The sequence below is a fragment of the Variovorax sp. AB1(2024) genome (assembly GCF_037482385.2).
Taxonomy (GTDB): Bacteria; Pseudomonadota; Gammaproteobacteria; order Burkholderiales; family Burkholderiaceae_C; genus Variovorax.
Window position 1 is genome coordinate 3728594 of record NZ_JBBHKP020000001.1, and the last position, 22176, is coordinate 3750769.

At 69.8% G+C, this 22176-nt stretch carries 10 protein-coding genes; 5 read left to right on the top strand and 5 right to left on the bottom strand.

The features are described from left to right. Positions 1-18 precede the first annotated feature (18 nt). Positions 19-5055, bottom strand: a complete 5037-nt coding sequence (locus WIX39_RS17470) for a non-ribosomal peptide synthetase (protein WP_106934503.1) — start codon at positions 5053-5055, stop codon at positions 19-21. After that, complete coding sequence (locus tag WIX39_RS17475) at positions 5052-12248, bottom strand: amino acid adenylation domain-containing protein (RefSeq protein ID WP_409195466.1); 7197 nt, start codon at positions 12246-12248, stop codon at positions 5052-5054. The genes WIX39_RS17470 and WIX39_RS17475 overlap by 4 nt, the downstream gene beginning before the upstream one ends. A gap of 668 nt (positions 12249-12916) precedes the next feature. Here WIX39_RS17475 and WIX39_RS17480 point away from each other — a divergent pair. The 5 genes from WIX39_RS17480 to WIX39_RS17500 all read left to right on the top strand — a co-directional run bounded on the left by WIX39_RS17480 (position 12917) and on the right by WIX39_RS17500 (position 18787). Further along, complete coding sequence (locus WIX39_RS17480; protein ID WP_106934501.1) at positions 12917-13783, top strand: class I SAM-dependent methyltransferase; 867 nt, start codon at positions 12917-12919, stop codon at positions 13781-13783. Positions 13784-13882: 99 nt separating this feature from the next. Next, positions 13883-14617, top strand: a complete 735-nt coding sequence (locus tag WIX39_RS17485; RefSeq protein WP_285410470.1) for a peptidoglycan DD-metalloendopeptidase family protein — start codon at positions 13883-13885, stop codon at positions 14615-14617. 102 nt (positions 14618-14719) lie between these two features. Then, the gene (locus WIX39_RS17490; RefSeq protein WP_081269543.1) at positions 14720-14908 is read left to right on the top strand and encodes a hypothetical protein; all 189 of its coding nucleotides are present in this window, start codon (positions 14720-14722) and stop codon (positions 14906-14908) included. Between the two features lie 118 nt (positions 14909-15026). After that, positions 15027-16154 (top strand): metallophosphoesterase family protein, encoded by a 1128-nt coding sequence (locus WIX39_RS17495; protein WP_409195467.1) that lies wholly within the window; start codon positions 15027-15029, stop codon positions 16152-16154. After that, on the top strand, positions 16151-18787 hold the full coding sequence (locus WIX39_RS17500) for an AAA family ATPase (protein ID WP_409195468.1): 2637 nt from the start codon (positions 16151-16153) through the stop codon (positions 18785-18787). The genes WIX39_RS17495 and WIX39_RS17500 overlap by 4 nt, the downstream gene beginning before the upstream one ends. Before the next feature lie 18 nt (positions 18788-18805). On the opposite strand, the gene WIX39_RS17505 is transcribed toward WIX39_RS17500, so the two are convergent. The 3 genes from WIX39_RS17505 to WIX39_RS17515 form a co-directional block, all read right to left on the bottom strand. Beyond that, a complete protein-coding gene (locus WIX39_RS17505; RefSeq protein WP_081269541.1) occupies positions 18806-19582 on the bottom strand; it encodes a DeoR/GlpR family DNA-binding transcription regulator in 777 nt (258 codons plus the stop codon). 103 nt (positions 19583-19685) lie between these two features. Next, a complete protein-coding gene (locus tag WIX39_RS17510; protein WP_106934498.1) occupies positions 19686-21962 on the bottom strand; it encodes a phosphocholine-specific phospholipase C in 2277 nt (758 codons plus the stop codon). A gap of 25 nt (positions 21963-21987) precedes the next feature. After that, complete coding sequence (locus WIX39_RS17515; RefSeq protein ID WP_081269539.1) at positions 21988-22170, bottom strand: hypothetical protein; 183 nt, start codon at positions 22168-22170, stop codon at positions 21988-21990. Positions 22171-22176 lie beyond the last annotated feature (6 nt).

Genomic DNA, 22176 nt, shown 5'->3' on the forward strand with positions numbered 1-22176 from the left:
GGCGTTCTTTCTTCTTCCTCAGCTCTTGCGCAGCCAGCCGCCGAAGGCGCGTCCCAGCAGGCCGCCGCGCGGCGGCGTGGCGGCGGCGGGCAGGCCCTGGAGTTCCGACGGAATGCTGTCCGGGCCGGTCGTGTTCACCGGCTGGAAGGTGGACGAGGCGGCGATCTGCCCGAGGTTCTCGAACAGGTAGCGCCGCGGCTCCACGCGGTAGCCCAGCAGCAGTTCGGTCTGCTGCACCGCGCGCAGCACCAGCAGCGAATCGCCGCCGAGATCGAAGAAGTTGTCGCTCGCGCGGATGTCGTTGACGTCGATGCCGACCACGCCGGCCCACACCTGTGCCAGCTGCGCCTGCTCGGGGTTCATCAGCCCGGCCTTGGCCTTGGGCGCGCCCGCCGCCGCACCGGCCGGCGCCTCGGCGCGCGACGTGTCGGCCGCGAGCTTGCGCAGGTAGGCGGCGCTGGTCGAGCCTTCGGCGCTGGCGATGTAGTCCAGGCTGGCCTCGGGCCTGTCGCCGGCGCGATGCAGCAGTTCGAGGTAGCGCTCGCGCAACTGGGCGCCGGTCTCGCGCAGGTAGATGTCGGCGTTGTAGATCAGCGCGCCTTCCAGCCCGCTCGGCTTGTCCATCAGCCACACGCCGATGTCGTCGGTGGCGCCGCGCTGCATCAGGTGCATCTGCCGCGTCTGCAGGCTGCCCAGGCGGCGCGAGCGGTCGCGCGCGTCCTGGAACGAGAACATCGACTGGTACGGCCCCGACGCCTTGGCCTGGCCGCCGGAGCCGGGCTCGGCCATCAGGCGCTCGAACGGCACCTGCTGGTAGTTCATGAGCGTGAGCAGCTCCTGCTTCACGTAGCGCATGAACTCGGGCAGCGACTGGCGCATGTCGATCTGCAGCGACACCGGCAGCACGTTGTTGAAGACGCCCATCACGTCCTCGGTCTCCGGCTGCTGGCGGCCGCGCACCGGGTTGGCGATGACGATGGCGTCCGAGCCGATGGTGCGGGCCATGGTCAGCGCATAGAGGCCGAAGGTCAGCATGCTGAGCGTCACGTCCATGCCGCGCGCCACTTCGCGCAGCCGCTGCGTGGCGGCGAGGTCGATGTGGATCCACTGCGTGCCGCCCTGGCCGCTCTTGCCCGCGCGGCGCGGCATGTCGGTGTTGGGCAGCCGGGGCAGTGGCGCGGCGGCGAAGCGCTTGCGCCAGAACCCGATCTGCTCTTCGAACGCAGGCTCCTTCATCCACTGGGCGAGCCACTCGGCGTAGTCGCCGTGCGTGGTGGCGATGGCCGGCAGGCCGTGCGGGCGGCCGCGCTCGGCGGCGTCGTAGAGCGCGGAAAGCTCGCGCTGCATCAGGTCGAAAGACCAGCCGTCCCACACCAGGTGGTGCGGCACGAAAACGAAGGCGTGGTCGCGCTCGTCGAGCTTGAACAGCGCCGCATGCGCCATCGGCGCGCGGTGGATGTCGATGGGGCGGTCGGCCAGCTCCTGCATCTGCTCGGCCAGCTCGGCTTCGCGCTGGTCGGCGGGCAGGTCGCGCAGGTCGATCACCGGCAGCGAGAAATCCACAGACTGCGCAATCGACTGGACGGGCTCGCCAGTGCGCGGGTCGGTGCCCATGCTGGTGCGCAGCGCGGGCTGGCGGCGGATGATCTCGCGCAGCACCGATTCGAAGCGCGCCGCATCGAAGTCGCCCAGCAGCCGCTGCGCCGACGGCGCGTTGTAGACCGAGCGGCCGGGGTGCAGCTCTTCCATGAAGCGGATGCGCTCCTGCGACGGAGTCATCGGCGCGGTGGTGCGGTCGGGCCGGTTGGGCAGCGGCACCTGCTCGCCGGCGCCGGTGCCTTGCAGCGCCTCGACGGCCACTGCCAGCCGCTCGGCGGTGGGCGCCTCGAACAGCGTGCGCAGCGGCAGCGTGATCTGGAACTCGCGGCTCAGCAGCGTGGCCAGGCGGGCGGCCAGCAGCGAATGGCCGCCCATGGTGAAGAAGTCGTCCTTCATGTCGAGGCCGGGCAGGCTCAGCACCTGCTCCATGGCCGCGAGCACCTTGCGCTCGCTGTCGGTGCGCGGGCCTGCGCCGCGCTGCATGGTTTCGCGCGGCACGGCCTGCGGTGCCGGCAGCGAGGCGCGGTCGAGCTTGCCGTTGGGCAGGGTCGGCAGGCTGGCGAGCGTGACCACGTGCTGCGGCAGCATGAAAGCCGGCAGGCTGCCGCGCAGGTGCTGCATCAGCGCCTCGAGGTCGAAGGCGGCGCCCGCCGCGTTCGGCGCGAGGGCGAGGTAGGCCACCAGGCGCACGTCGCCGGGGTTGTCTTCGCGCGCCACGACCACGCTGCGCGAGACGCCGGCAACCTCGTTGCAGCGGGCCTCGATCTCGCCGGGCTCGATGCGGTAGCCGCGCACCTTCACCTGGAAGTCGAGCCGGCCCATGTGCTCCAGCAGGCCGTCGTTGCGCCAGCGGCCCCGGTCGCCGGTGCGGTAGAGGGGCGTGGCATGGCCGAGGATCCGCGCGGTGACGAAGCGCTCGGCCGTGAGTTCGGGCCGGTCGTGGTAGCCCAGCGTGACGCCATCGCCGCCGATGCAGATTTCGCCGGGCACGCCGAGCGGGCATGGGCGCAGCTCGGCGTCGAGGATCCACACCTGGGTGTTGTCGATCGGATGGCCGATCGACACGCCGCGCGAGGCGACCACGTCGCGCTGCATGTTCCACACGGTCGACCACACGGTGGTCTCGGTCGGGCCGTACACGTTCCACAGCTGTTCGCAGCGGTCGAGCAGCTCGAGCGCCAGGCGCGGGCGCACCGGCTCGCCGCCGATCCAGCCCCGGAAGCCGGGCGCGCCGGGCCACTGGGCGTCGAGCAGCAGCTGCCACATGCCGGGCGTGGCCTGAAGGATGGTGACGTCTTCTTCCTCCAGCAGGGCGCGCAGGTGGTTGCCGTCCATGGCGGTCTCGCGCTGCACCATCACGATCTCGGCGCCGGCCGCGAGCGGCAGCAGCAGCTCGGCCACGGCGATGTCGAAGGACAGCGTGGTGACGGCCGCGATGCGGTCCGCCGCGCCGATGCCGGGCTCCACGCGCATCGACTGCAGCAGGTTGGCCACGCCGCGGTGCGGCACGCTCACGCCCTTGGGCTTGCCGGTGGAACCCGACGTGTAGATCACGTAGGCCGGGTCTTCGGCGCCGGCGTCGAGCTCGCCCGGCTCGAGCGCCGTTGCGGGGCCCTGTTGCCAGGCGGTGTCGCGGTCGATCTCGAAGATGTGCTGGCTCGCGTCGACACGCCACTGGCGCGGTGCCGTCGCGATGTCGGACGTGGTGAGCAGCAGGCCGAGCCGCGCGTCTTCGGCGTAGTGGTCGAGCCGCGCCTGCGGGAAAGCGGGGTCGAGCGGCACGTAGGCGGCGCCCGATTTCAGCACCGCCAGCAAGGCCACCAGCATGTCGGTGCCGCGCTCCAGGCACAGGCCCACGTGCTGGCCCCGGCCGATGCCGCGCTCGCGCAGCGCATGCGCCAGCCGGTTCGACTGCGCGTCGAGCTCGCCGTAGGTGCTGCGCCGCGCGCCGTCGCGCAGCGCCGGCCGCTCGGGGTGCAGCAGCGCGCGGGCCACGAAGCCGGCATGCGCCAGCGGGTCGCCAAGCAGCTCGGTGGGCGCGGGCTGCAGCGCGGCCAGCACCAGCGAGGCCTCGGTCGACAGCACCTCGAGCCGGCCGATGGCCTCGGACGGGTCGCGCGTGGCCGACCGCAGCACGCACTCGAACATGTCGAGCCAGCGCTGCACGCTGACTTCGTCGAACAGGCCGGTGTTGTACTGGGCCTCGATCACCAGCCCGCCTTCGAGCGGGCGCAGGTTCAGGAACAGCTCGAAGTTCTCGTACTGGCGCGGCACGGTGTCCTGCCTGACGGACAGGCCGACGAAGCTGTCGGTGCCGCTCGCCACGTCGGGGTCGACGTTGAACATCACGCTCACCAGCGGCAGCCGGCTGGCGTCGCGCTGCAGCGAGAGCTGGCCGAGCAGCGCGCCGTAAGTCAGCGACTGGTGCTCGAAGGCGTCGAGCACGGCGGTGCCGCATTCGCTCATGAGCGCGTCGAAGCGCAGGTGCGCATGTGCGTTCACGCGCAGCGGCAGCAGGTTGACGCAGTGGCCCACCAGGCCGGGCATGTCGCGCGCCAGCTGGCCCGAGGCCGGAATGCCGACCACGATGTCGTCCTGCCCCGTCAGCCGGTGCAGCGTGGCGACGAAGGCGCCGAGCAGGCCCGCGAACAGGCTGGTGCCGGCCTTGCTGCTGACCGAGCGCATGGCGGTGACCAGGCGGCGGTCGAGCGTGCGTTCGGCACGCAGCGAAGTGAAGGTGCGCACGGCCGGGCGCGGGTGGTCCAGCGGCAGCTCCAGCACGGGCGGCGTGCCGCCCGAGAAGCGCTCCAGCCAGTAGTCCACGTGCTGCTGCATGTCGGGGTGCGCGGCTTCGGCGGCTTCCGCCGCGGCGAAGTCGGCATAGGACGGCGCGGCCTTCAGCCGCAGCCCCTGGCCGATCTGTTCGGCGTACAGGTGGCCCAGCTGCTCGGTGATGACCGCCCACGACCAGCCGTCGCACACCACGTGGTGGGCCGACATGACGAGTTCATGGTCGTCCTCGCCCAGGCGATACAGCACTGCCCTGAACAGCGGCCCGTGCTCGAGCGAGAAGGGCGTGCACACCGCCGCGTTGTGCGCGGAAGCCAGCACCTGTTCGCGCGATGGCGGGTCGAGCTTGGCGAGGTCCATCATGCCCATCGGCTCGGCCGGGGCCTGGCCGACCAGCATGCAGGTGCCGTCCGGCGAGATGGTGGCGCGCAGCGACTGGTGGCGCTCGACCAGCGCGGCCATCGCAAGGCCCAGCGCCTGCGCATTCAGCGGCCCGTGCAGGCGCAGCAGCACCGATTCGTTGTAGGCCAGCGAAGCCTCCGGGCTCAGCATGGCGCCGAGCCAGACTTCGCGCTGCGATTCGGTGGTCGGGATGACGCACTCGATGATCCCGCTGGTGGCGGGGCCCGTTCCGGTGTCGGTCTCGGGGCGCAGGACGGCGTTCATGCTGCGGCCTTTCCATTGACGTGGTGGGTGGATGCCTGCGCCTCCGGCACGTACCAGAAGGGCTGGCCGTCGACGTCGCGCGCCAGCACCGAGCCTTCTTCGGCCGGCTTGCGCACGTCGAAGCTGGTCACGACCGCGGCGCGGCGCGGCAGGAAGCCCGATTCCTGCATCTCCGCGACCGATTCCCTGAAGGCGCGCTGGATGAAGGCGATGTCCTCGGCGCTGTGCGCGCTGGTGAGGAAGCACGGGAAGTTGTCCAGAATGTGCACGCCGCGGCTGCGCATCATGGCGAACAGCAGGTCCTGCAGCGGGTGGTCTTCGAGCCAGCTCACGCGCCACAGCGAGCCGAAGTGGCGTATCTCGATCGGCGCGCCGACCTCCTTGCACCAGGCCGACATTTCCGCGGCCATGGCACTGGTGCTGCCCGTGAGCCCGGCCTGCAGCGCGGGGCCGGCTTCCTTCAGGTGCAGGAGCGAGGCCTTGGCCGCCGCCAGCGCCAGCGGATGGCGCACGAAGGTGCCGGCGAAGTAGGTCACGCCCACGCCGGGAATGGAGTCGTCGCCGTACTGCCAGGCGCCGCCGTCGAGCGCGTCCATGAACTCGCGCTTGCCCGCGATCACGCCCACCGGAAAGCCGCCGCCGATCACCTTGCCGTAGGTGGCGAGGTCGGCGCGCACGCCGAACAGCTCCTGCGCGCCGCCCAGCGCGGTGCGGAACCCGGTGATGACCTCGTCGAAGATCAGCGCGCAGCCGCTCTTGGCGGTGATCTCGCGCAGCTCGTGCAGGAACTCGCGCGGCTGGAAGTCGGGCCGGCGGCTTTGCACCGGCTCGGCCAGCACGGCGGCCAGGTCGTCGGCGTTGTCTCGGATGAAGGCCAGCGCCTCGGGCGTGCCGTAGTCGAGCACGCGGATGTCGCCGAACATGCCGCTCATCACGCCCGGCGCGGCCGACAGGCCCTTGCCGCCCTTGCCGGCGCGCACCAGCACTTCGTCGAAAGTGCCGTGGTAGGAGCCGGTGAACACCACCACCGTGCTGCGGCCGGTGACGGTGCGCGCGATGCGCAGCGCCGCCATCACGGCCTCGGAGCCGGTGTTGCACAGGCCGGCGCGGTCGCTGCCCGTGAGCTCGCAGATGAGCGCGGTGACGTCGGCGGCCAGCGGATGCTGCGGGCCGATCTCGTAGCCCGCGTCGAGCTGCCTGCGCACGGCGTCCTGCACGAAGTCGGGCTGCCAGCCGAACATGTTCATGCCGAAGCCGTTGAGCGCGTCGACGTATTCGTTGCCGTCCAGGTCCCACATCTTCGAGCCCTTGGAACGCTCGATGACGATCTGGTAGGTGATCTCTTTGGTGACCGGGCGGAAGCCGTTGACCACGCGCGGGTCGGCCATGTGCGAGCGGTTGGCCTCGGTGAACTGCTTGCTCTTGATGGTGCGCTCGATGTAGCGGCGCATGAACGCCGCGAGCCGGGCCTTCTGGCGGCCGCTGGGCTCGGCCGTGCGCTGGGTGTGGATGCGGGCGATGGCGCCGAAGGCCTTGGCGACGTCGTAGCGCAGCGGCTCCTTCGACGGCGCGGGCTCTTCGGCGATGGGTGCCGCCGCGACCGGTGCGGCGGCGGCCGGCGCCTGCACCGTCTGCGGCATGAACGGCGCGGCGGGCGCGGTGCCCGAGAGCAGGGCGAGCTGCTGGCGCATCAATTCCATTTGCTGCGCAATCAGCTGGGAGATCGGGCTGGAGGCCGCGTGGCCTTGCATCGGGGCGTACGCCACCGGTGCGGGCGCCGGGGTTTGAACGGGCGGCTGCACCACGGGCGCTTCAGCCGCCACGACGGGCGCCACGACCGGCGCCGCTTCGGGCGGCAGGCTCTCGCGCAGGAACGCGGAGAGCGCGTCGAAGCAGCGGTAGTTCTCCATCAGCTGCCTGAAGCTCAGGTTGACCTTGAAGTGCTTCTTGATCTGGGTGGCCGCCTGCGTCAGCGTGAGCGAATCCAGGCCGAGCTCGCCGAACGGCGCATGGCCTTCCGCCTGCGCCATGTCGATGCCGGAGATGTCCTCGAACAAGGCGCGCAGGCGCGCATCGACGGGAGGGGAGGACGCGGAGGAAGGGAGAGGCGAGGTCGCTGCAGCTGTCACGATCGGCTCCAAAGGTGTGGGTGTGGCGGAAGGGGCGGGCGAGACTGAAAGAGGGGCGGCGGGGATCGCGGCGGTTTCGGCGGCCCCGGCGGTTTCGGGAGCGGCGGCGATGTCGACCCAGAAGCGCTTGCGTTCGAACGGGCTGGTCGGCAGGCGCACGCGCTGGGCGCCGGTGCGGCTGGACAGGCGCGACAGCTCGACTTCCGCGCCGCAGGTCCACAGCCGGCCGACGGCCAGGCACAGCGTGCGGTGTTCGTTGGCGGGCTCGCCGTGCAGCAGCGGCACGGCAGCGCTCGCGCCGTGCTGGCGGACCAGCGTGGAGAGGGTGTTGCGCGGACCGGCTTCGATGAAGAGCGGCTGCGCGGCGTGTTCCATCGCGGCGCGCACGGCCGGCGAGAAGCGAACGGTGCCGCGCAGGTGCCGCGCCCAGTAGGCGGGGCTGGTGGCTTCTTGCGCCTCCAGCAGCCGGCCGGTGAGGGTCGAGAAGATCGGCGTCTGTGGCGCATTCAGCGCCACCTGGCCCACCAGCGCCTCGAAGGGCGCGACGGCGCCGTCCATCATGGCGGAGTGGAAGGCGTGCGATGTCTGCAGCGCGCGGCATGCGATGCCTTCGGCTTCCAGCGTGGCCTGCAATGCGGCGATGGCCTCGAAGGGGCCGGCGGCGACGCAGGCCGTGGGGCCGTTCTCGGCGGCGAGCGAGAGCGAGGCGCCCAGCCTTTGCTCCAGCTCGGCCGCGCCGATGCGCACCGACAGCATCGCGCCCGCCGGCAGTGCCTGCATGAGCGCGCCGCGCCGGGCGACGAGCCGGGCCGCATCTTCGAGCCGCATGACGCCCGCGAGCACTGCGGCGACGAACTCGCCCACGCTGTGGCCCATCAGCGCATGGGGCCGCACGCCGGTGGCCAGCAGGCGCCTCGCCAGGGCGTATTCGATGGTGAAGAGCGCGGGCTGGGTGACGGCGGTGGGCGACAGCGCCTTCGGGTCGTCCGAGAACATGCGCTCGCGCAGGTCGAAGCCGGTGGCGCCTGCCATGGCATCGATGCAATCGTCGAAGGCGGCGGCGAACACCGGGTCGGCCGCGTGCAGCACCCTGCCCATGCCGGCGTACTGCGCCCCTTGGCCCGGGAACATCAGCACCGGCTGCGGTGCGCGCGAGGCCAGCCGGCCGCTGGCGCGCCAGGGCGAATCGGCGGCACGCAGCGCCTCGATGGCCTGCACCGTGTCGGCCGCCACCACCACGCGGCGGAAGGCGTGAGCCTTGCGGCCGACCGCCAGCGTGTGGGCCACGTCGGCCAGCGGTTGTTCCGCATGCGCCTGCAGGTGCGCCGCGAGCTGCTCGGCGGCAACGGCCAGCGCAGCCTCCGAGCGTGCCGACAGCGGCAGCACCTGTTCGCCGGTGGCGATGGGCGATGCCGGCCGCGGCGGCGCTTCCTCGACGATGACGTGCGCATTGGTGCCGCCCACGCCGAAGGAGCTCACGCCCGCGCGGCGCGGCAGGTCGCCGCGCGGCCACGGCTGCAGGCTGGCGTTCACGTGGAAGGGCGTGCGCGCGAAGTCGATCGCCGGGTTGGGCGTCTCGAAGTGCACTGTCGGCGGGATCTGCCCGTGGTGCAGCGCCAGCGCCGTCTTGATGAGCCCCGCCGCGCCGGCGGCCGTGACCATGTGGCCCACGTTGCTCTTGAGCGAGCCCAGCGTGCAGTAGCCGAGCGCGTCGGTGTGCTCGGCGTAGGCCACGGCCAGTGCCTCGACCTCGATCGGGTCGCCCATCGGCGTGGCGGTGCCGTGCGCCTCCACGTAGGAAATGCTGCGCGCGTCGACCTCGGCCGCCGCCAGCGCGGCGCGGATCACCGCGGCCTGGCCGTCCACGCTGGGCGCGGTGAAGCTGGCCTTGGCGCCGCCGTCGTTGTTCACGCTGGCGCTGCGCAGCACGGCGTAGATGGTGTCGCCGTCGGCCTGCGCGTCGGCCAGGCGCTTGAGCAGCACCACGGCCGCGCCGTCGCTGAAGACGGTGCCCTGGGCCTTCGCGTCGAAGCTGCGCGTGTGGCCGTCGGGCGAGAGCATCGAGCCCTCGTTGTAGAGGTAGCCGCTGCGCGGCGGGCAGGTGACCGATGCGCCGCCCGCCAGCGCCATGTAGCACTGGCCGGTACGCAGCGCGTGGAAGGCGTGGGCCACGGCCACCAGCGAGGTCGAGCAGGCGGTGTGCACGCTGACGGCCGGACCGGTGAGGTTGAGCCGGTTCGCCACCCGCGTGGTGATGTAGTCCTTCTCGTTGGCCAGCATCACCTGGAATTCGCCGACCGGTTCCACCAGGTCGGGCCGGGTGCTCACATGGCGCTGGAAGTAGGTGGCGTTGTACATGCCGGCATACACGCCGACCGGGCCGGGCGCGGCGTCGGGCACGTAGCCGGCGCGCTCCAGGCATTCCCAGCAGATCTCGAGGAACACCCGCTGCTGCGGGTCCATGAGCTGCGCTTCCTTGGGGCCGATGCCGAAGAAGGCGGCGTCGAAGTTCTCGATGCCGTCGATCACGCCGCGTGCGCGAACGTAGGACGGGTCGCTGCGCAGCGCCTGGCTCACGCCGGCGTCGAGCGTGGCGTCGTCGAAGAAGGTGATGGTGTCGCGGCCGGCAACGAGGTTGTCCCAGAACTGCTCCACGTCGGCGGCACCGGGGAAGCGGCCCGCGGTGGCGATGAGCGCGACCGCGTCGGAAGCCGGCGCGGCGGCGCGCGGGGCGGACGGCTGCGATGCCGCCTGCACGGATGCCTCCGCCGGGGGACGCAGCCGTGCGGCCATTGCCTTCGGCGTCGGGTCGCGGAAGAACAGGTTGGTCGACAGCGGCAGCGCGGTGTCGCGCTTAAGCTCGCCCAGCACCTGCAGCACCAGCAGCGAATCGCCGCCGAGGTCGAAGAAGTTGTCGTTGCGCCCGACCTTGTCGATGCGCAGCGCGCGCGCGAAGGCTTCGCACACCTGCTGCTCGACGGCGTCGTGCGGCTCCTCGTAGGGCTGCCAAAGCTCGGGGCGGCCGGCGGCGGGCTCGGGCAGCGCGCGGCGGTCGAGCTTGCCGTTGGGCGTGACGGGCAATTGATCGAGCCAGACCTGCGCCGAAGGCACCAGCGCCGCCGGCAGGCGGGCCGCGAGGTGCGTGCGCAGCGCCTGCCACGACAGCTTCGGGCCCCGGGCCACGAGGTACGCCACCAGGCGCAGTTGGCCATCGGCATCGGGCCGGGCGACCACCGCGCAAGACTGCACCCCGGGGTGGGCGAGGACGGCGGCTTCGATCTCGCCGGTCTCGATGCGGTGGCCGTGGATCTTGACCTGGCCGTCGCGGCGGCCGATGAATTCGATGGTGCCGTCGGGCAGCCAGCGCGCGAGGTCGCCGGTGCGGTAGAGCCGGTCGGCCGCACCGCCGAAGGGATCGGGCACGAAGCGGTCGGCGCTGAGTTCGGGCTGGCGCAGGTAGCCGCGCGCCAGTCCGTGGCCGCCGATGCACAGCTCCCCGACCAGGCCGGAGGGCAGCAGCGCCATCGAGGGACTCAGCACGCGCAGCACGGTGTCCTTGATCGGGCGCCCGAGCGGCACGGAGCGGGTGTCGGCGGGCAGCGTCGGCGCGATGCGGTGGGTGGTCGCGAAGGTGGTGCACTCGGTCGGGCCGTAGCCGTTGCTCAGGGCCAGGCCGGGCAGGGCGGCGAGCGCGCGCCGCACGTGGGGCACCGAGAGCGCCTCGCCGCCGGTGAACAGGTGGCGCAGGCCCGCGAGATGGGCCGGGTCGTCGTCGATGACCGCATTGAACAAAGCGGCCGTGAGCCAGGCTGTATGCACGTCGTGGCGCGCGATGGTGCGAGCCAGGCCGGCGCCGGTGGGCACGCGCTCGTCGTGCACCACGCAGCAGCCGCCGTTGAGCAGCGGACCCCAGATTTCGAGCGTGGCCGCATCGAAGCCCAGCGGCGCGGCGTGCAGCATGGCGCGGCCGGGCGCGAGCTCGACATAGTCGACGCCGACCACCAGCCGCAGGATCGAGCGGTGGCAGATCTCGATGCCCTTGGGCGTGCCGGTCGAGCCCGAGGTGTACATGACGTACGCAACCGACTCGTCGTCGATGGCCGGCTCATTCCATGAACTGCGATCTTCGTTGTCCAAGGCATCGTCGAGCAGCAGAACGCGTTGTTCGGCCGGCACGAGGTGGCGAAAGGCTTGCGCCGTGATCACGTGGCGGGCCTGCGCCTCCGCGAACATGTAGGCGATCCGCTCGGGCGGAAAGTCGGTCGGCACGGGAACATAGGCGCCACCCGCCTTCAGGATGCCGATCAGCGCCACGACGGCGCCCAGCGAGCGGTCGAGCAGCAGGCCGACGCCGTCGCCGCTTCGCACGCCCAGTTGCTGCAGGCGGCGCGCGAGCTGGTCGGAGCGGCGGTCGAGTTCGGCGTAGCTCATCTGCACCTCGCCTTCGGCGAGCGCGATGGCCTCGGGGGCGGCGGCGGCCTGGCGGCGGAACATGCCTGTGACGGTGAGCGTGCGGTCGAGCGCCGACGGGGGCGTGTTCCAGCGGACGAGCTGGTCGTGGCTGTCTGCGACGGGCAGGGTGCGGATGTCGTCCAGCGCGGCATCGGGGCGGGCCAGCAGGTCGGCGGCGGTGTCGGCGAGTGCGGCCAGCAGGCGCTCGGCGCAGGCCATGTCCATCAAGGCCGCCGCCACATCCATATGCAGGGAGCCGGAGGCTTCGTCCAGCCAGAGGCGCAGGCGGGCGTCGGGTTCGGCCGTGTCGGCGGCATCGCGCAGCCACAGCGAGACGGGCGACTGCGCGCCGGTGGCGGCAGGGCTCGCCGCGCGACGGGCGGCATCGAGATCCGCGATCCAGGTGCCCGCGGGGCAGATGGCGTCGAAGGCCACGGTCGTGGACATGTGCAACGCCTTGGCGCCTGCCAGTTCATGCAGCACCGGCCAGAGCACGCCGAGCCACCGCGACTGCAGCAGCAGCCACGCGCCGGCAAACAGGGTGTCGGGCAACTGGCCACCGGTTGCGGACGCCTGTGCCCGGCGTTGCATGAATTCGGGTGCGAGGGGCATGGAGACGGCGTGCCGCCCGCCCGGCGTTTCCGGGTTCGCCCGCGGCACGAACAGATCTTCCAGAAGCGTGTCTGGAGCGCTGCGCCGTGACGTCGAAACAGATTGAATTTCCATGTAATTACCCGAAAAGAAATACGATGGAACCAATTGAATAGGCCGAATGGCCAGTGACTCAATTGAGGCTTTGAATTTGCACCCTGTGTTTTTTCGTGTCTCGATCCTAGGGTGTTTCCCCAAGCCGATGTGGGTACTTTCGATCTACGTTACAGATTGACATAGTTATTTCTGAAACGTACTACCGCAACTGTCCAGTCCTGGGTAACTGATGCGCCGTTTAGGGCAAAAGCAGGTGATGGGGCACCCCTCCGGGCGCCGGCAGGCGCGCTCCGAAGCGGGGTACTCATGGGGATGCCGAGAGGGAGAGGGCGCCGGATCGGCCGCAGCGGCGAGAGCGTCAGGGAGACCAGCGCAAGGCACCGCCCACAGAGGGAGAGATGCGGAAAACGCACCGCACGCACGCTCGCAAAATGAAACCCCGCCCTAAAAGCAGGCTGTTATTAATTGGTGGAGCGTGTAACCGAATAAAAAACCGCTGTACAACACAGAAAAACGAACAAAACTCAATGGGGCATACGCACATGCGCGGAAGCAATATTTGAAAGCCTCCAATGCTCAACGACATCTTATTACCCGATGTAGTTCTCCAGCGCCGCGGTCTCTATTACGAGTCGGTTATTCCGAACAATTCGCCTGGATTGACCGCCAATGCCATTTATTTCGGCAATGAGGCTTGGGCCAGGGAATATCTGGACTTCTGCCATCGCGATGCGCATTTCAGGAGCCGTTGGCTCGCAGCGGGCGGCGACTGGACGGACAAGGTGGTCATCGACCTCGGTTGCGGCCCCGGCAATGTCTTTGCCACGCTCGGCGGCAAGCCCAGGATGCTGGTCGGCGTCGACGTGGCCGGCGGCTCGCTGGAAATGGCTTCGCGCCTGGGTTACACGGCGGTGCTGGCCGATGCCGCGCATACGCCGTTCCGTTCGCGCGTGGCGGACATCGTGGCCATCAATGCTTCGCTGCACCATTGCGACGACATGACGGCGGTATTGAGCGAAGGCGCGCGGCTGGTGAAACCCAATGGCCTGCTCATTACCGACCACGACCCGCAATTGACCGCATGGGATTACAAGGGCCTGGCGAAATGGATGTGGGACGCGCGCCTGTGGATCTACCGGGTAACGCGGCACGGCTTTCACAAGACCGGCAGCCAGCAGTCCTGCGGGCTGCAGACCGAACTGCACCACCGCCCCGGGGACGGCGTGACACACGAACTGTTCAGGCGAACGCTGGAGCCGCTGGGGTTCGAGGTCCGCATCCATCCCCACAACCACCAGATCGGCGCCCAGGCCCTGGAAGGCGAGGTCGGCCCGGCGCAATGGAAATACCGCATGGGCAACCGGCTGTCGGGCCGCGACCCGCGCGCGCCCGACAGCGCGCTGTCCCTGATGTGCATCGCCAGGCGCAGCATGAACTGACAGCGCGCAGCCGCCGCCGTCCAGCCCCGGGCGCGACGGGCCTTCAGCCACTGCTGGTAGGCTCGAACGTCTTCAGGAAAAAAGGAACGGCTAGTGGTTGTGACAGGCAGGAACTGGTGCGCGGTCATCGCGCTGATCGCGGCATTGACGCTCGCGGCGTGCTCCACGACGAAAGCCCCGGTGGCGGGCCCCGGCGAATATGTGGTCCAGCCCGGCGACACGCTCTACCGCATCGCCTCCAGGATCGGCCGCTCGCCCGGCGACATCGCCCGCTGGAGCAATCTCCAGGACCCCGACCGCCTCGAAGCAGGGCAGGTGCTGCGCGTGGCACCGCCGGGCGGTGCCTCCGCGCCGTCGCCGGATGCATCCGCGCCGCCCCCACCGCCGAGGGCCGGCGGTGCCGACCGCCAGAGGCCGCCGCCGCGTCCCGCCGCGCGCGAGCCCGACCCCGTCGTTCCGCCAGCCGCCCGGCGCAGCGACTGGGGCTGGCCCGCGCAGGGCCAGGTCGTGGCGGGCTTCAACGGCTCCAGCAACAAGGGCATCGACATCGGCGGCAACACAGGCGACCCGGTGGTGTCCATCGGCAACGGCTCGGTGGCCGTCACAGAGACGCTGCGCGGCTACGGCAGCGTGCTCATGGTCGACCACGGCGGCTCCTACATGTCGGTCTATACCAATGTGCGTTCGGTGCTGGTGAAGCAGGGCCAGCGCGTGCAGCGGGGCCAGAAGATCGCCGAGATCGGCACTGCCGATGCCGGCCACCCCAAGCTGCACTTCGAGATCCGCTACCGCGGCAAGGCCGTCGACCCCCGGCAGTACCTGCCGGCGCGGTAGGCGGCCGGGGCATTTCGACCGAAAGTTATCCCACGGATTGGGGATGTTCCCGGTTCCCCGGAGGGCGCAGACTCGCGCCCTCATTCGTTTAGGGGGTACTACATGGATCTCACGTACTGGTTGCTCGTCGGCACGTTGCTGGCGCTGCTTCCCGCTGAATGGTTTTTGCTGGTCCCGTTCAGCCTCGGCTGGCAGCCCTTGCGCGAGCAGATCGCCGAGCAGGTCGCGCGTTCCGTGGCGCTGGCCGATGAATGCGCGGGGCCGTTCGACAGGCCCACCATCTCCTTCTGAAAGCGCGCGCCTTCGCCAGGAGGCCCCGTCCCCCGTGTCGCCGTGTATCGCGGGCATCTAAGATGCTCGCTGTTTTTGAGACGACCGGAAGACGCGAGAGGCAAAGGGAGGGCCACGCATGATTTCTTTGCTCCATACCGCGGACTGGCAGATCGGCCGCGTGTTCTCGCAGTTCGAGCCCGACGATGCCGCGGCGCTGTTCGAAGCCCGCTTCAAGGTGGTCGAGCGGCTGGCCGCCATTGCCAGCGAACGTGCCGTCGATGCGGTGCTGGTGGCGGGCGACGTGTTCGACCTGCAGACGGTTTCCGACAAGACCATCCGCCGCATGTTCAACGCGATGCAGGGCTTTGCGGGGCCGTGGCTGCTGATTCCCGGAAACCACGACTCCGCCCTCGGTGAATCGGTCTGGAGCCGCGCCGCCCGGCTCGGCGCGGTGCCATCGAACGTGGTCTGCTGCCTGGAGCCGGTGCCCCGCACCGTGGCCGGCAAGTTCACGCTGCTGCCCGCACCGCTCACGCAGCGCCATACCTATGGCGACCTGACCGACTGGTTCGCGTCGGCCTCGGTCGAAGAAGAAGGCCTGCCGCGCATCGGGCTGGCGCACGGCTGCGTGCAGGGCATTCTTTCGGAAGACATCGACTCGGCCAACCCCATCGCGGCGGACCGCGCGGCGCAGGCCCGGCTCGACTACCTCGCGCTGGGCGACTGGCACGGCACGCGCCAGACCGACGAACGGACCTGGTACGCGGGCACGCCCGAGACCGACCGCTTCCGCGCCAACGACTCCGGGCAGGCGCTGCTGGTGACCATCGCCGGCGCCGGCGCGTTGCCCCAGGTCGAGCCGGTGCGCACCGGCCAATATGCATGGCAGCAATGGGAGCCGCGCCTGTCCGTGGCTTCCGACATCGACGAGCTGGTGGAAAAGCTGAACCTCGTGGGCGCCAACGACGTGCTTCAGCTGCGCGCGCAAGGCAGCTGCGACCTCGGCGGCCACAACAGGCTCGGCGCCGCGCTCGACGCGGCCCGCGCACGGGCCCGCGCGCTGGTGTGGGACGGCGAGGCGCTGCGCCTCGAACCGACCGAGGAAGACATCCAGGCCCTGCATGCCGACGGTTTCGTCGGCGAGGCGCTGCAAGACCTGCGCTCGCAGCAGGACGGCGCCGATGCCGAACTGGCGCGCGACGCGCTGCTGACGCTGGCCCGCATCCTCGACGCGCAGGCACCGCGCGCGGGAGCCGCCGCATGAGCATGAAGCTGCAACGCCTTCGCATCGAGAACTTCAAGCTGTTTCGGGCGCCGCTGGAAATCGATGGCCTCACCGACGGGCTGAACCTGTTCGCGGCGCCCAACGAGTCGGGCAAGTCCACCGTGGCCGAAGCGATTCGCGCCGCGTTCTTCGAGCGGCACCGCTCGAGCGCGGTGGAGCATCTGCGGCCGTGGGGCGAAAGCTCGGCGACGCCCACGGTCGAACTCGACTTCGAGCTCGACGGCAAGCCCTGCCGCCTGACCAAGGCCTTTCTCGGCAAGAAGCGCTGCGAACTCAGCATCGACGGCAAGGCGATGGACGGCGCGGTAGCCGAAGACCATCTGGCGGCGCTGCTGGGGTTCAAGTTTCCGGGCAAGGGCGCGAGCACGCCGGAGCACATGGGCATTCCGGGGCTGCTGTGGATCCGGCAGGGCACGTCGCACGACATTTCGAGCGCGGTGGGCTTCGCGAGCGACCATCTGCGCAATGCGCTGGGCGAATCGCTGGGCGAGCTGGCGTCGAGCAATGGCGATGCGGTGCTGAAGGCGGTGGAAAGCGAGCGCAACGAGCTGCTCACGCCCGCCGCGGGCACGCCGCGTGGCGCGTATGCGGATGCGATCAGGCTCAGGGATGAGCTCGACGGCGAACTGAAGCGGCTGCGCGTCGACATCGAGGCCTACCAATCGGGCGTCGACCGCCTTTCAAGCCTGCGCCGCGACCATCAGCGCGACGAGGCAGCGCGCCCCTGGGCCGCGTTGCGCGAGCAACTCGCCGGTGCGCAGCAGCGCCTGGACGAGGCCAAGGGGCTGGCGGACCGCAAGGCAGTGCAGGACGCCGCGCTGCGCCAGGCCACGGTGCAGGTCAACGCCTTGCGCACCCAGCTGCAGGCAATGGAGCGGGAAGAATCGACCGTCGTGCAGCGCGAAAAGAATCTGCTGACGGTGAGGGAAGGCCTCGCCAAGGCCCTGGAGGAACTGCAGGCCTGGGAGCCGCGCCACGCAGCGGCGGCGCAGGCCGACTCGGCTGCACGAGAAGCCCTGCGGCTTGCGCGCCAGGCGGCGGCACGCACCGCACAGGAAAGAGCCGTCGAAGGCTTGGCCGAACAACTCGCAGCCCTCACGCAAAGCCACGCGAAGGCGAAGGGCGAGCAGGACAAGGTCACGCGGCTGCAAGCCGAAGCGCACGCACTTGCAGTGCCGGATGGCGAACTCAAGCGCCTGCAGCGCTGCGCGGACACGCTGCGCACCGCGCAGGCCAAGCTGGATGCGGTGGCCACGGCACTGGAATTCGACCTGCTGCCCGGCGCCGATGTGCGCGTGGCGGGCGCGGCGGTGTCAGGATCGACGCGCCAGACCGTCATCGCCCGCACCGGCATCGACATCGCGGGTGTCGGCCGCATCACGGTGCTGCCGGGCGGCGCCGACCTGGAAGGACTGGCCATCGAGCGCGATCGCGCGCGTGACGAACTGGCCGAGCGGCTGCAGGCCTTGCGCGCCGAAAGCGTCGCGGCCGTCGAAGAGCGTGAACGGCTGCAGGCATCGCGCAAGAGCGAAGCCGCGGCGGCGGTGGCTGTGTTGGCTGCGTTGGCGCCCAAGGGCCTGAGCGCACTGGCCGCCGACATCGCATTGCGCGAAGCACGGCTCGTGGAAGCCCAGGAGGTGCTGCAGGCGATGCCGGCATCGACCGATGCGCCGGCAACCCCGATTGCACAGGCAGAGTCGGAGGAGGGCGCCGCCCGCGCCGCTCTGTCGGATGCCTCCGCCGCGCTGAACGACGCCAAGGTCGCGGCCGGCAACGCGCGTGAGCAGGTAAACGCCGCCGAGGCCGAGCTTGCCGCCGTGAAGGCCACCTTGAGCGATCCGCAGCGCGCCGGCCGCAAGGCCGATGCCGGCGCGGCGCTGACCGACGCGCTGGCGCAGCATTCGGCCATCCAGGACAAGGTCGGCGAACTCGCGCAGCAGTTGCAGACCGTCAACCTGCCCGTGCTGTCGCAGGACGTGGAGCGGCTGGAGCGCAGCGTGAAGCAGGCCGAGGCTGCGCACAGCCAGCGCGCGAACGACATCACCCGCCTCGAGGTGGAGCTTCAGGTGAAGGGCGCATCGGGCCTGGAAGAAGCCGCGTCCGAGAAGCAGCGCGAACTCGACCACGCCACGCGCCGGTGCGCGGAATTCGAGCGCCGCTCGAAGGCGCTCGACCATCTGCTCAGGCTGCTGCGCGAAAAGCGATCGGCGCTGGCGCGCCGTCTTCGGGCGCCGCTGCAGAAGCACCTCGATCACTACCTGCAGATCCTGTTTCCGGGGGCGCAGGTGGAAGTCGGCGAAGACCTTTCGCCGGGCCGCATCACCCGCCAGGGCCTGCGCGGCGCACAGAGCGGCGAGTTCGAAGAGCTGAGCGTCGGCGCGCGCGAGCAGATGGGCGTGGTCGCCCGGCTGGCCTATGCCGACCTGCTGAAGGAAGCGCGCAAGCCGACCCTGCTGATCCTCGACGACGCGCTGGTCAACACCGACGAAGAGCGCCTGAAGCAGATGAAGCGCGTGCTGTACGACGCGGCGACGCGCCACCAGATACTGGTGTTCAGCTGCCACCCGGAGGCCTGGCGCGACCTTGGCGTGGTGGCGCGGAGCATTCCGTAGCGCGCCGCTTTTTCGCGCTCAGGCGATCAGCAGCCGCTCGCAGGCTTTGCGCAACGGCACCAGGGCGGGCAGCGTGCGCGCCTTGGCGTCGGTGACGATCGCGTCGATGTCTTCCGTGCTTGCATAGGTCACGCGGCTGGCCTGGCCGATCTTGGCGTGGTCGGCCAGCAGCACCAGTTGCTGGGCCTGTTCGGCCATGGCGCGGGCCACCGCCGCCTCGTGGTGCTCGAAGCTCATGGCGCCGTGCCTGGCGTGCAGGGCCACGGGCGACAGCATCGCCACGTCGGCGCGGTAGCGGCGGATGGCCTCCACCGTGATGTCGCCGCAGGTGGCCTGCGTCTTCACGTCGATCTCTCCGCCCAGCAGGATGGTCTTGTTGCCGGTCAGCCGGCCCTCGCTGGAGCCTTCGAGCTTGAGCGCGATGCTCAGCGAGTTGGTGATGACCGTCATGCCGCTCAGCGCGGCAATTTCTTCCGCCAGGATCGACATGGTGCTGCCCGCGTCGAGGAACACCGTCTGCCCCGGCGCCAGCAGCGTGACCGCAGCCTTGGCGATGGCGCGCTTCTCGCGCTGCCGCGCCACCAGCCGCACGGCCAGGGGCGGCTCGGGCTCCACGCCGGTGGCTATGGCGCCACCGTGCACGCGCCGCAGTTCGCCCAGTCCCTCCAGCTCGAGCAGGTCACGGCGCACGGTCTCGCGAGACACCGCAAGGTCCTGCACGATGCGGTCGACGCTGAGTCGGGAGAAAGTGGCCAGCAGGCTGCGGATGCGCAGGAATCGTTCTTCTTGAAGCATTGAAACGCTGTGGTGAAAAGAAGGAGCGGCGCCATTGTGCCTACCACCGGTGCGTTGCCGACGGGAAGACAAGCGGCCCCGCGGGGCGAAGCCGCCGTCGGCATCAGAGGTCGGCCATGCCCATCGCAGGATCGCTCACCGAGTGCTTGCCGGTTTCCACGCGGCCCGCGAAGCGGCGGTAGTAGCTGGCATCGGCGTCGCACGTGACCGCAAAGTCGTACCAGCAGCCGCTGCCCGACAGGTCCCAGTGCTGCTCGGCGACGGTGCCGCCATTCACCGTGGCGGTCCACGGGCCGTCGTCGCGGTAGGCCTTGGCACGGATGGTGAACTTGCAGGCGTTCTTGCCGCCGTTGAGCATCTTCAGGTAGACGTTGCCGTTGGCGATGTCGTAGCACACGCGAACCTCGGGCACCGCCACGTCGCGCGCGCGCAGCGTGTTGAGGTTGCCCTTGAAGTGGCGGTGGTAGCCGTTGGGGCCGAGCACCCAGAGGTCGTAGAAGCCGCTGTTGTCGGCCACCGGGTTCCAGGTGTCGTCGAGGGTCTTGCCGGCTTCGACCATGTAGCGGCGCGGCAGCAACCCGAGGTTGAGCTTGTCGTACACATGGAACACGGCGGCCGCCTTGCCGGTATTGGCGAACAGCAGCTGCAGCTTGCCGTTGACGACGTCGCTGCGCGCGCTGGTGTGAAGCTCGTAGGGCAGGGCGCGCGAAGGGCGCGTGCCCGTCGCCTGGCGGGGCAGTTGCGGATCGAGCGGTACCGCGATCTGCGGCAGGGCCTGCTGGTCGGCACGCAGCTGGTTGGCCTGGTCCTTGGTCTTGCGTCCGGCCAGTACCGGCAACGCATCGTTGTTGGGCGAGACGAAGTTGAAGGCGCTGGTCAGATCGCCGGCGATCGCGCGGCGATACGGCGAAATGTTCATCTCCTTGACCCCGAAGCGCGCCTCGAGGAAGCGCAGCACCGAGGTGTGGTCGAACACCTGCGAATTGACCCAGCCGCCGCGGCTCCACGGCGAGATGACATACATCGGCACGCGCGGTCCGGGACCGTAGACGCGACCGTCCGAAGGCACGGTGGTGCTGCCGACCAGCGGGTACGTATGGCGCTCGAAGGCCACGTCGGCATCGGACAGCGTGGTCTTGCCGGCGACGGCGCCCTTGGGGTTGGTGGGGTCGATCAGCGAAGGTGCCGACGGCGAGGGCATGTGGTCGAAGTAGCCGTCGTTCTCGTCGAAGTTGACGATGAACACCGTCTTGCTCCAGACGTCGGGGTATGCGGTGAGCGCGTCCAGCACCTCCTGGATGTACCAGGCGCCCTGCACAGGGCTCGAAGGGCCGGGGTGTTCGGAGTAAGTGGCAGGCGCGACGATCCACGACACCTGCCGGAGCTTGCCGTTGGCCACGTCCTGCTTGAAGGTGCCGAGGAAGCCGCCGTCCGGCATGGTGTTGGCTACACCCTTGTAGAGCGGGTTGCCCGCGTCGTCGCTGGCGGGGTCGTAGGCAGGCACGGTCTGGCCGGCGGGCGGACTGGCGTCGCCGTCATAGCGCATGTCGTTCTTGCCGGAGAGCTTGTTGGCCACGCGGTACTGCTGGAAGCCGTGCAGCGGGTTGTCGGTGTAGTTGTCGGGCAGGTTCTGGTAGACGATCCAGCTGACCTTGGCTTCTTCCAGGCGCTCGGGATAGGTCTTCCAGTTGCAGCCGAACTTGGTGGAATCGACATTGGGATTGCTCGTCGGGTCCCACGGCTCCCTGAGGTTCTCCCAGGTGTTGTCGATCGAGGCCGTGCCCGCAAGGCCGGTGCCGACCTGGCCGGAGGGGCCGTTGGTGCCGGTCCAGTGGAAAAGACGGTTCGAGTTGGTGCCCGTGTGCATGCCGCAGTGATAGGCGTCGCAGATCGTGAAGGCGCTGGCCAGCGCGTACTGGAAAGGGAGCTCGGCTTCCATGAAGTAGCCCATCGACGCGGTGTTCTTGTAGCGCGGCCACTGGTACATGCGTCCGCCGTCCCAGGCGTTCTGCGCATCGCCCCAGCTGTGCGGCGTGCCGCTCACGCGCTGCGCGTTGCCCTTGCTCTGGTCGAGGTGGTAAGGCAGCACGGGCTTGCCGTTGGCATCGCTCTGCTGCCAGACATTCATGCCCTTGGGCAGCGGAATGGTGAAGCGGTCGCCGAAACCGCGCACGCCCATCAGCGTGCCGAAGTAGTGGTCGAACGAGCGGTTCTCCTGCATCAGGATCACGACGTGCTCGACGTCCATGATCGTGCCGGTCTTGTTGTTGGCCGGAATGGCCAGCGCTCGGCGAATGCTGGGCGGAAAGGCGGTCAGCGCGACGGCGGCGAGGCCCGACGAGGCGGTGCCCTTGAGGAAGTTGCGGCGTGAATTCGTCATGTGTTGTTCTGTGGTTTGGTTGCGTTCAGGGCGCGCAGCGCATCTCGGGCTTGACGCTGGTGTCAGGCTGCGCAGCCGGCGGCGTGGGCGTCACGGCGATGGGCACGCCACTACCGCCGCCTCCGTTGTTGCCGCCACCGCAGGCGGAAAGCACGCAGGCCAGGGCCAGCGCCGGGATCAGCCGTGGGGCCAGTGAAAGAAGTTGCATGGGAAT

Coding starts and splice junctions, on each gene's coding strand:
- WIX39_RS17470 (WP_106934503.1), bottom strand. CDS start 5,055: ATGAACGCCGTCCTGCGCCCCGAGACCGACACCGGAACGGGCCCCGCC.
- WIX39_RS17475 (WP_409195466.1), bottom strand. CDS start 12,248: ATGCCCCTCGCACCCGAATTCATGCAACGCCGGGCACAGGCGTCCGCA.
- WIX39_RS17480 (WP_106934501.1), top strand. CDS start 12,917: ATGCTCAACGACATCTTATTACCCGATGTAGTTCTCCAGCGCCGCGGT.
- WIX39_RS17490 (WP_081269543.1), top strand. CDS start 14,720: ATGGATCTCACGTACTGGTTGCTCGTCGGCACGTTGCTGGCGCTGCTT.
- WIX39_RS17495 (WP_409195467.1), top strand. CDS start 15,027: ATGATTTCTTTGCTCCATACCGCGGACTGGCAGATCGGCCGCGTGTTC.
- WIX39_RS17500 (WP_409195468.1), top strand. CDS start 16,151: ATGAGCATGAAGCTGCAACGCCTTCGCATCGAGAACTTCAAGCTGTTT.
- WIX39_RS17505 (WP_081269541.1), bottom strand. CDS start 19,582: ATGCTTCAAGAAGAACGATTCCTGCGCATCCGCAGCCTGCTGGCCACT.
- WIX39_RS17510 (WP_106934498.1), bottom strand. CDS start 21,962: ATGACGAATTCACGCCGCAACTTCCTCAAGGGCACCGCCTCGTCGGGC.
- WIX39_RS17515 (WP_081269539.1), bottom strand. CDS start 22,170: ATGCAACTTCTTTCACTGGCCCCACGGCTGATCCCGGCGCTGGCCCTG.